The sequence below is a fragment of the Lentzea indica genome, assembly GCF_012184385.1.
In the GTDB taxonomy this organism is placed as follows: domain Bacteria; phylum Actinomycetota; class Actinomycetes; order Mycobacteriales; family Pseudonocardiaceae; genus Lentzea; species Lentzea indica.
Map to the genome: position 1 here is coordinate 1 of NZ_VSRL01000302.1, position 9,940 is coordinate 9,940.

A 9,940-nucleotide genomic window follows, 5' to 3' on the forward strand; every position below is an offset into this window, starting at 1 on the left:
CGCACGGACGGCACGTCGTGCCGGGTGTCGGCGGCCAGCAGCTTCGCCTGGGAGGCGGGGATCCACTCGGCGACGTCGACCTCACCGGAGCGAGGCGTTGGCCCTGGCGGTGCCGTCGGCGATCCAGGTCACGTCGATGCCCGCGGCCGTGGCCTGGCCGCCCCAGTAGCCCTCGAAGCGGTCCAGGGTCACCGCGCTCTTCCCGGTGAGCTTGGTGATCTTGAAGGCGCCCGTTCCGGCGCCGATCGGGCTGACGCTGCCGTCCTGCGCGTACGCCTTCGCCGCGAAGATGCCCAGCGCGGGACTGGCCAGCCGCAGCGGGAGCACCGGGTCGACGGTGCTCGTGCTGATCGTGACGGTGTCGGCGTCCTCGGCCTTCGCGGTCAGCGTCACGTCGCTGAGGACCCGCGGCTTGACCTTGGCCGCGGCGGCGTGGCCGAGCGCGGCGACGACGGTCTCGGCGGTGACCGCGGTGCCGTCGTGGAAGGTGGCCTTGCGCAGCTCGAACGTCCAGGTGGTGGCGTCCTTGCGGACCCACGAGGTCGCCAGCGCGGGTGCGGCGGCACCGTTGGAGTCCAGGGCCGTGAGCCCTTCGGCCACGGAGAGCTTGCTCAGCACCGTGGCGTCGTTGCTGAACGGGGACAACGCCTGCACCGGCGGTATCGCGAGCGCGACCCGCAGCCGACCGGCCGATCCGGTGTCCGTGCCGGTGCCGGAGGCCACGAAGCAGCCTGCCAGCAACGGCGTGAGGGTGAGCAGGGCGCAGAGGCCTTGGAGAGGGCGGCGGGAGCGGTGCATGAACGTCCTGTCGGCAAGGGAATCGACCTCGCCACCCTATGAGGCAAGCCTAACCAATGTCAGCCCTAGTGGTTGAAATCTCAATGATTCGATCCCATCGCCCGGCAACGTTCCTGGCCACGCCATTAGCCGGTTGCGGCCGCGCCGCGCGCCGGGAAGCCCGGATCCGGGGTGCTGGCACGCCGGGACAGCCGGGGCGGCAGCAACATCAGCGGCGACGGCTGCCTGCCGTCGAGCTTGGCGACCAGGAGGTTCACCGCGTGCCTGCCGAGCTCCTCCGCCGGCAGCCGCACCGAGGTGAACGGCGGTGACATCTGCTCGGCGAGCTCGTCGGGGCAGATCGCGACCACGGCGACGTCACCGGGCACCTGCCGCCCGGACGCGCGCAGGCATCTGGCGATCCAGCCGAGCGCCGCCTCGTTGTGCACGACCAGCGCTGTCATCGACGGGTGGGCGCTGATCAGCGTCTTCGTCGCCCTGATCACCGAGTCGTGGTCGTGCTCGGCGGGAAGGGCCGTCGCCACGACACCCCTGCGCATCGCGGCCGCGCTGAACCCGGCCATCGTCCGGTGGGCGAATCCTGTGTTGCGCACGTAGACGGCGCTCGGTGCGCCGAGAAAACCGATCGAGCGGTGCCCGAGGTCGGCGAGGTGGTCCACGCACTTCGCTCCCGCCGCCTCGAAGTCGAGGTCGACGCAGGTGAGTCCCCTCGTCACCGCGGGGTGTCCGATGAGGACGGACGGTTTGGACAGTTGCCGCAGCAGCGGCACGCGGTCGTCGTTCATCTCCACGTCCATCACCAGGAAGCCGTCGACCTGGGCGTTGTCGGTGGCCCTGCGCAGTCCGGACGCGCCGTCGTCCGCCGTCATCAGCAGCAGGTCCATGTCGTACCTGCGTGCGGCCGCCGCCGCGGCGCTGACGAACCGCATGACCACCGGCAGGTGCATGCCCGTTCGCAGCGGCAGCACCAGCCCGATCACGTTCGTGCCGCGCGTCGAGAACGCGCGGTCACCGGGGTGCGGCTGGTAGCCCAGCTCCCTGATGCTTCCCCTGACCTTCGACTTCGTGTCCGCGAGATCGACCGCTTGCCCGTCAGCACGTAGGAGACGGTGCTCGGGGCGACCCCCGCGTGCCGCGCGACGTCCGAGATGGTGACCACACCGACCCACTTTCACGCGTTCCTGTGGAGGCCGCCGCCGTCGCAGATGCGGCTGCGACGGCGGCGGTCGACGCCTGCACGAGCGGAAGTCGTGCAGGCGTCGTCTCAGGGCAGTCTCGTCGTCACAGCGCCGGGTAGGCGTTGCGCATGAGCTCCTGGAACTGCGCGGAGAACCACTTGCCGGACAGCGGGGCGTCCGCCAGTGCACCCGACATGTTGTTGCCGTTGCGGATGTTTCCGGTGTAGGCCGGGTCGCACATCTTGTCGGCGCCCTTGCCCTCGTTGTTCGGGATCTCCTTGCTCGCGCCGTCGGACTCACCCGGCGGCTTCATCCACACGTACGCGTCGATGCCCGTTTCGGGTGCCGCCTTGGGCCGCTCGCCCAGCCCGGCACCGGACTGGTTGCACCAGTTGCCGAGGTGGATGCGCCGGTCCAGCTTGCCGCCGTTGACGTAGGTGTCCACCGTCGTCCTCGGCCCGGGACCGGTCGGCCTCGCCGCACCGCCCCAGCCGTTGCGGCTGGTGTCGATGAGCATGCCGACATTCGCGTCGAAGCCCGCCGTCACCGCGCGCTGCCGGAACGCCTGCGCGTAGGACAGTTCGTCGACGTAGCGGTTCCAGTCCACCCACTTCGACTCACGCACGGACTTGCCGTCGACCGAGTCGCCGATCGCGAAGTACGGCTCCTTCAGCGCACCGTAGTTCGCGGTGTTGGCGATGAACCCCTGCACGTTCGCCTTCGTGCTGCCCTCGGCGTTCGCCGCACGGAACAGCAGGTCGGCCGTCGCGCCGAAGTTGTCGTCCCAGCCGATCCAGCCGTGGTGGCCGATGTCGAGGTAGTTGTAGACGTTCGGGACCGCGCCCAGCTTCTTGAGCGCGTAGCCGACACCGGTGACGTAGTTGCCGTTGTCCTTCATGACGTCGCAAGCGTCCACCTTGGTCGGGCGCGGCGTCACGTTGGTGATCAGGTTCGGCAGGGAGTCGATCTCCACCGTGGTCACGATCCGCAGGTCCTTGTACGCGGGCCTGGCGAGGATTTCCGCGATCGGGTCGATGTACTCCGTCTTGTAGCGGCCGATCTCGGTGGGCTTGAGCTCACCGTTGGACGCGAGTGCGGAGCAGTCACGTCCCGGCAGGTTGTAGATCACGAACTGGATCACGAGTGGTGAGCCCGCCGCCTGGCGCACCGCCTCGTCCAGATGCCCGGCGATGCCGCGGGAGTCGACGGTGCCGGTGATCGCCGCGATGCGGTCGATCCACACACCGGTCGGCTGGCTCGCGACCCTGCTGCCTCCCGGCTCGGCGTTCGCCTTGGCCGCCCAGTCCGGGTTGACGTACTGCTTCGCGCCGACGTACGGGTTGTCGACGCGGTTACCGGGGTCCGGGTTCGGGCCACTGCTCGTCGTCGTGGTGGTCGTGGTCGTGGTCGGCTGCAGCCCCGTGCATTCCGTGCCGTTGAGCGTGAACGTCACCGGGTTGTCGTTGGTGCCACCGCTGTAGCTGCCGTTGAAGCCGATGTCGACGGACCCCCCTGTGCCGAGGCTTCCGTTCCACGGCATGTTCGTCGCCGTCACGTCAGCACCCGACTGGGTCCAGTTGGCACTCCACCCCTGGGACACGCGCTGGTTGCCGGGGAAGCTGAACTTCAACGTCCAGCCCGACACCGCGTCGCCCAGGTTCGTGATCTTCACAGCGCCACCGAAGCCGCCGCCGCCCCAGTTGTTCGCCGTGTAGTCGACCCTGCAGCCAGGTGCGGCGCCCGCGGGTGCGCTGAGCGCCACCCCGAACGTCGCCACGGCGGTGGCGACGGCGACTCCCGCCGCGGCCCACCGCCTTTGTCCGTTGAGCCTCATTGCCACGGATCTCCTGTCTTTCAATGGTGTTTGATCTGGATGAGCGAGCACGCGGCAGGCGTGCACTCGAGTCGTTTCAGGCCGAGGTGCTCCATTCCGGTCGAGCCGGTGATCGCGAACCCGTCGCCGAACACGAGGTCCGGATCGCCACGGACCTCGCCCCGCGCCATCGCGCCGCGCCAGGCCTCCTCCAGTCCGGGCCGCAGCACCAGGAGTCCCAGCCGTTCGTAGGGCGGTTTGACGCAGGTGCCCCACTCCGCGATGTACGGCCCGTAGACCTTCGCCCGCACCGGTCCGGCGAACGCGGCGAAGTCCTCGCCCTTGCGCACGTCGGTGCAGTCACCGGTGACCTGGTTCAGCCAGGCCGCGATCCCGTCGACCCCCTTTGCCGGGTCCGGGGCCGGTTCGGCGCGTGCGACCACGATGGCGCACGCGACCGAACCGGCCACGAAGAGGGCGAGGAGGACCCTCATCACGGGACGGCGCACGAAACGCCGTTCAGCTCGAAGTTCACCGGGTCCGTCACCGCCCCGGTCGTCGCACCGTTGAAGCCGAACTCGACGGTGCCACCGGCGGCGATGTCGGCGTTGTACGAGGCGCCCTTCGCCGTGGCCTTCCCGTCCGCGACGGTGATCGTGGACGACCAGGCCGACGACACCCGCTGCCCGCTGGGGAAGTCCCAGACGAGCTGCCACGCGCGCACGGCCTCCGCACTGCTGTTGGCGATCTTCACGTTCGCCGTGTAGCCACCGTTCCAGGTGCTCGGCTTGGTGAAGGTCACCGTGCAGGCGCCGGGACCGCTGCCGGTGCGCACGCTGACGCCCGGCGACGAGGGCGAGGCGTTGCCCGCCCCGTCGATCGCGACCACGCGGAAGGTGTAGTCGGCGTTCGAGGTCAGCCCCCGCACCGTGACCGAGTTCGTGGTCGAAGTGGCGACCACCTGATCACCGCTGTAGACGCGGTACTCCGACACACCGAAGTTGTCCGTCGCCGCCGGCCAGTCCAGCCGCACGGAGCTGCCGGACACCGCGGACGCGACCGGGGTACCGGGAGCGGTGGGCGGCTGGGTGTCCGGCACCCCTCCGCCGAACACCACGTCCGAGCAGCTGTAGAACGCCTCCGGGCTGTCCGAGCGCTGCCAGAGCGAGTAGATGATGTGCCGGCCCGACTTGTTGGGCAGCCGGGCCTGCCAGCTGTACTCGCCGTTGCCCAGCGGCGGGTTGGTGATCTTGTCGAACGGGACGGGCTCCAGGTCCGACCACTTGAGCGGCTTCGTCACGTCGAAGCCGTCCTTGGTGACGTACTGCTCCCACGTGCCTGGGTGCGGCGCCCATGCGTTGTACCGCAACGTGACCGTGGCGTTCGCCGTCACCTGGGTCACCGGCCAGTCGGCCCGCGCCTGGTTGTAGGCGTCGTACTTCGTGGTCGGGCCGCACAGGCTGCCGTCGGGAACGATCTCCCGATGCCGTCCGGCCGCGTTGCTGATCAGGTTGCCGTACCAGTCCCACAACGGTTGCTTGCCACCGATGGCGACCGCCTGGACGCACGCCGGGTTGGTGGGCTGCAGGTCACCGCCACCGCTGCCGGCGCGGCCGTCCTGGTAGCAGGCGTAGGTACGGCTCGCGGGCCAGACCATCGAGCCGTGTGCGAGCGCCGGAGCGCTGGTGTTCACCAGGACCGCGGCCGTGCAGGCGACCACGGTGAAGAGCGCTAATCGTTTCCTCATCTCGTTGCTCCTCAGCCGAAGAGTTCGGTGTGCAGGGAGAACGCGGTGGCGATCTCCGCCTGGGCCCAGAAGCGGTGGTAGGTGAACGTCGGTACCGGACCACCGTCCAGATAGGACTGCACCTTGGGCCACTGCGGGTCGTTGCGGAACATCGACCGCATCGACAGGAACGACGCGCCCTGCCCGACCTGGTCGCCGTTGGGCATCTTCCCGGTCCAGCCCGGCGGAACGTACGGGCCCTCACCGGTGGTGGCGTTGTACGTGTCGTCGAACCGCTTGTAGTCCTCGCGGGTCTCCGGCGTGGCGATGCCGAGGCTGTCCTGGTGCGACAGCAACGACGTCAGCAACGCCTCACCGGTGGTCTTGGCCTGGGCGTTGCCCGACCTCGACGCGTAGTTCAGCAGCACCTTGGCGTAGGACGCGGCCACACCGACGTCCTGGTTGCGGTTGAGGACCCGGACGCGCAGGTTCGCGTTGGCGCCGGGGTTGGTGGCGTTCCACGTGTCGGGCGTGCCCGACCACTCCAGATCGGCAGGGATCTGGAAGTTCGTGCCGGTGGTCGTGTTCGCGATCGCCCACGGCACCCACTTGTCGAGGATCTTCTTGGCGCGGGCGTCACCGGTCAGCCGGTACAGGGCCGCCGTGCGCTCGATTCCCCACACCTGGAACCCGAACCACCGGTTCGACGGCGGGTCGCGCCACACCGGGTGGGCGTCGTAGTACATGCCGTAGAACGTCGGTGTGCCGGGGGGAGGCGAGGCGTACTGACCTTCCCAGCTGTTCGTGACACCGCCGGCCAGCCCGCCGTCGGCCGACTGCAACCACTGCAGCATCTCGAGCTGCCTGTTCAGGCTCGTCGACCAGTCCTGCTGTCCGGTGGCGGACAACGGCTTGAGCGCGGGCACGTTCGCGAGAGCGTGTGCTGCCAACGGGTTCTGGTAACCCTGGTGCGAGGCGCCGTCACCGATGCGCCACGACCAGCCCGCGGACGTGTCGTACGCGCCACCCCAGGCGTAGTACCAGGACATCAGGTAGTGCGCACTGTTCTTGCCCGTCGCGCCGGGACACGAGCTCGGGCTCGTGCAGTTGCCGATGCGCTTGAAGTACTTGTCGAACATGGCGTAGCGCAGGTAGTCACCCATCTTCGCGGACTTGCCGATCTCGCTGGCGATGTCCCCGGCCTTGCCCTGTGCCGTGGCCCATTGCTGGGCGAGCAGAGCCACCTGCACCACGCGGGCATCCGCGTCCGGCGCGTTGGTGTACTTCCACTGCTTGGCGTAGGACGAGTCCTTGGTGAACAGGTCCAGGTAGCCGTTGGTACCGCCGTGCTTGAACGTGTCGCACGACGGATGCGGGATCGTCTCCCACACCGACTCCGACGAGCCGCGCTGGTAGGTGTTGATGTACGCGGGCGCCGTGGTGCCGTCACCGCAGCGGCCGAAGCCGTAGGTGTTGTCGACGTCGATCAGCCAGTGCATGCCGTAGATGTCCGAGTTGCCGTACGCGGACTTCAGCTCGGCCGCGATCGGGTCCTGGCCCACCGGGACGGCGCTGTCCAGCACCGCCGGGTAGCGGTCCATCCTCGGGTGCTCCGGCGCGTAGGTCGCCGGCTTCGACGCGTTGTACGAGTCGTTGGTCGGCTGGTCGGCCTTCGCCGGGATGATGAACTTCTCCATCGACGCGAACGCGGACTTGAACGGCGCCCAGTCACCGGTGACGCGGCCGTAGCTCGCCTCGAGCCACAGGTAGTAGCTGTACGCCTCCGACGTCGTCTGGTGACCGTGGTCCGGCGCCTCCACCATCAGCGTCTCGACCGAGTGGTACGGCACCAGCAGGTCGCCGAACTTGCGGAAGTACCCGCTCGCCGGGTCCTTGATCTTGTTGTACTGGTCGAGGAACGCCTTGTTGAAGTCCGAAGTGGACGGATCGAGCTCCTTGACCGTGACGCTCGCGGGACTGTGGCCGGGTGCCGTCGCGGTGAACGTGGCGGTCGCGAGTTCGCCGCCGTTGTTCGCCGACGTCACCGTCACCGTCTGCTTCGCGGCGCTGGAGAACGTCAGGGTCGTCGGCGCCGCTGTCAGGTCCGCACTGCCGGTGCGGGCGACCGTGACGGTGACCGGCTCGCTCGGCGCCGTGGCCAGCGAGACGTCGAACGTGGCCGTGGAACCCTGCTTGACCGAGACCGTGCTCGGAGCGGCCAGCACGGCCGGTCCGGCCAGCACCTTGACCATGGCGGGTGCGGAGGTGGTCGCGGCGCCCAGGTTGTCCGTGGCGCGTGCGGTGATGCGGTGATCACCCGCCGTCGCCGACGTCCACGTGCCGGTGTACGGCGCGCTCGTGTCGGTCGCGATCAGCTGGTCGCCGGCGTAGAAGTCGACCTTCGCCACCGTGCCTTCGGTGTCCTGCGCGGTCGCCGCCAGGGGAATCGTCGCGGGCAGGGTGTAGGTGCCGCCCGTGGCAGGCGCGGTCAGCGCCACGGACGGCGGCTTGTTGGGGCCCGTGCAGGCCACGCCGTTCACCGCGAAGTCCGTCGGCGGCCGGTTGGCCGAGCCCTTGCTGCCGTTGAAACCGACCTGCGTGGTGCCACCGGCGGGGAGCGTGCGCGCCCAGTCCGGGTTCGTCACGGTCACCACGGCGCCGCTCTGGGTGAAATTGCCGTTCCAGCCCTGCGTGACGCGCTGCCCGTCCGGGAACGTCCAGGTCAGGTTCCAGCCGTTCAGCGCGTCACCGTCGTTGCGGATGGACACGCCGGCGCCGAAGCCGGTGTCCCACTCGTTGGTGATCTGATAGGTGACGGTGCAGGCAACCGCTGCTGGCGCCGCCATCGCGGGTACCCCGCCGGTCACCACCACCGCCGCAACCGCCAATGCCAATGTTCGTCGAGTCATGCCGCCGCCCTCTCGACAACTGGGAGCGCTCCCAGAGTTCACGGCACTGTAACGTGAGCCACATCGGCCAACTGGCCCCCGGATTAGTCGCCCGTGCCCCGAACGGCGTCTTGCATTGCGCTCTACAGCGCCGCAACGGTTCGTCCGCCCGTTCCTCTTACTGCTCTCTTCGAGTGGAATTCTGGGACCGCTCCCAGAGCGGTGTGGGGCGGGCCCGCCGTGGTGGAACGGGGCCTGCGTGTTCTCGAGGTGGTCGCCCGAGACGAGGACCCCCGGCCTCCACGGCGGCGCGGCACCGCAGTCCGTCACGCCGCCGTAATAATTGCTGTGGACGTGCGCCGGGTTGCCGAACCGTCGCCGCACGCCGACCACCCGCCGGGGAATGAGAGCGGCCCGGGAAATGTTGATCGTGGGCATGGCAGACGTCACCGTGGAGCTCAGCCCCACCGACTGGGTGCAGAACCAGACGAAGAAGATCCTGGAAACCGGGACCACCGAGGGCATCAAGGTCCTCGGCAAGCCGATCGTGCTGCTGACCGTGCGTGGCGCGAAGAGCGGCAAGCTGCGCTACACCCCCGTCATGCGCGTGGAGCACGACGGCAGCTACGCGGTGGTGGCCTCCAAGGGCGGCGCGCCCGAGCACCCCACCTGGTACCACAATTCCAACACTCAAACCCGGGACTGATCCCGTGTTCATCTGAACACAGGAAGTCATGATCGGGAGGCTAGCAGTAACAGCCTGCTACCCCACAACACGGGATACGTCACGCGTTCCGCTCCATCGCGGCCGACACGTTGCCGGCGACCCGCCTTCCGAAGATTTGCGTGACGTCACCGCAGCGACCCGAACGGGCGACGACGTGCCGGGAAACGGATCACACGGCAGCAGTCGGAGGGACAAGCCCAGTGTTCGTCGCTTCAGGCCAGGATGGCAGCGCTGACGCTACCCAGTTCGATCCGACTCCCGACACGGTCAGGAGTGCAACGCTCATGAAAAGCGTCATGTGACCACCTCCTCGACGCTCACTGTCTGCCCACTTGAGACTGATGTAGGAGGCGACGTGAGTGAAAAGCAGGATGATCGCTATCGCGATCAGGTACGCATGGATGGAACCCAGCCCGAGGAAACCCTCGCCTCAAGCGACGAACCCGATCATTCTACCAACAAGCACCGGCAGCCGGGAACGGTCCCTCCAGGTCGGAACACCCGCTGAGTTCACGACGTGCCCACTCCCCGAACGCGACCTCGAAGGCCTCGACTGGGGCCTCGGTCAGCGGAACACGCTGCCCCCCGCCTACATCGGCGTACGCGAGCTCGAACCGCTCGGCCAGCGGCGCCCCGCCAGAGAGATGATCAAGCGTTGGCACAGCGGCACTCTCTCGGGCGGCACAAGCGCCGCCTTACCGGCCCCGACAACTAGACGAGTAAGTCCTAACTGATCAGTGGTCGTATGCGATCAGGGATCGGGTGACGGGCTGGCCGGTGGCGCGGTTGTGCCAGATCGCGGCAGTCAGT

General features: G+C 68.4%; 7 protein-coding genes. 1 reads left to right on the plus strand and 6 read right to left on the minus strand.

Annotation, left to right across the window (positions count from 1 at the left end; all coding sequences use genetic code 11):
• Nucleotides 1-81: 81 nt before the first annotated feature.
• From FXN61_RS42870 to FXN61_RS42895, 6 genes are all read right to left on the minus strand, one after another.
• Nucleotides 82-798: an ABC transporter substrate-binding protein gene (locus FXN61_RS42870; RefSeq protein WP_223165837.1), complete on the minus strand. Its 717-nt coding sequence runs from the start codon at nucleotides 796-798 to the stop codon at nucleotides 82-84.
• Between the two features lie 125 nt (nucleotides 799-923).
• Nucleotides 924-1,973: a LacI family DNA-binding transcriptional regulator gene (locus FXN61_RS42875; RefSeq protein WP_446684961.1), complete on the minus strand. Its 1,050-nt coding sequence runs from the start codon at nucleotides 1,971-1,973 to the stop codon at nucleotides 924-926.
• A 106-nt stretch (nucleotides 1,974-2,079) separates the two neighbouring features.
• The gene (locus FXN61_RS42880) at nucleotides 2,080-3,810 is read right to left on the minus strand and encodes a glycoside hydrolase family 6 protein (protein WP_167979574.1); all 1,731 of its coding nucleotides are present in this window, start codon (nucleotides 3,808-3,810) and stop codon (nucleotides 2,080-2,082) included.
• A 20-nt stretch (nucleotides 3,811-3,830) separates the two neighbouring features.
• Nucleotides 3,831-4,283 (minus strand): hypothetical protein, encoded by a 453-nt coding sequence (locus FXN61_RS42885; protein ID WP_167979575.1) that lies wholly within the window; start codon nucleotides 4,281-4,283, stop codon nucleotides 3,831-3,833.
• Entirely contained in the window at nucleotides 4,283-5,536 is a 1,254-nt protein-coding gene (locus FXN61_RS42890) for a lytic polysaccharide monooxygenase (protein ID WP_223165838.1), read from the minus strand. The genes FXN61_RS42885 and FXN61_RS42890 overlap by 1 nt, the downstream gene beginning before the upstream one ends.
• A gap of 11 nt (nucleotides 5,537-5,547) precedes the next feature.
• Nucleotides 5,548-8,424 (minus strand): glycoside hydrolase family 48 protein, encoded by a 2,877-nt coding sequence (locus tag FXN61_RS42895; RefSeq protein WP_167979576.1) that lies wholly within the window; start codon nucleotides 8,422-8,424, stop codon nucleotides 5,548-5,550.
• Nucleotides 8,425-8,839: 415 nt separating this feature from the next.
• On the opposite strand from FXN61_RS42895, the gene FXN61_RS42900 reads away from it, so the two are divergent.
• Nucleotides 8,840-9,109, plus strand: coding sequence for a nitroreductase/quinone reductase family protein (locus FXN61_RS42900; protein ID WP_167979577.1), 270 nt, complete (start codon nucleotides 8,840-8,842; stop codon nucleotides 9,107-9,109).
• Nucleotides 9,110-9,940 lie beyond the last annotated feature (831 nt).

Excerpts from the sequence above, each read along its gene's own strand:
- FXN61_RS42870 (WP_223165837.1), bottom strand. The coding sequence starts at position 798 with ATGCACCGCTCCCGCCGCCCTCTCCAAGGCCTCTGCGCCCTGCTCACC.
- FXN61_RS42880 (WP_167979574.1), bottom strand. The coding sequence starts at position 3,810 with ATGAGGCTCAACGGACAAAGGCGGTGGGCCGCGGCGGGAGTCGCCGTC.
- FXN61_RS42885 (WP_167979575.1), bottom strand. The coding sequence starts at position 4,283 with ATGAGGGTCCTCCTCGCCCTCTTCGTGGCCGGTTCGGTCGCGTGCGCC.
- FXN61_RS42890 (WP_223165838.1), bottom strand. The coding sequence starts at position 5,536 with ATGAGGAAACGATTAGCGCTCTTCACCGTGGTCGCCTGCACGGCCGCG.
- FXN61_RS42895 (WP_167979576.1), bottom strand. The coding sequence starts at position 8,424 with ATGACTCGACGAACATTGGCATTGGCGGTTGCGGCGGTGGTGGTGACC.
- FXN61_RS42900 (WP_167979577.1), top strand. The coding sequence starts at position 8,840 with ATGGCAGACGTCACCGTGGAGCTCAGCCCCACCGACTGGGTGCAGAAC.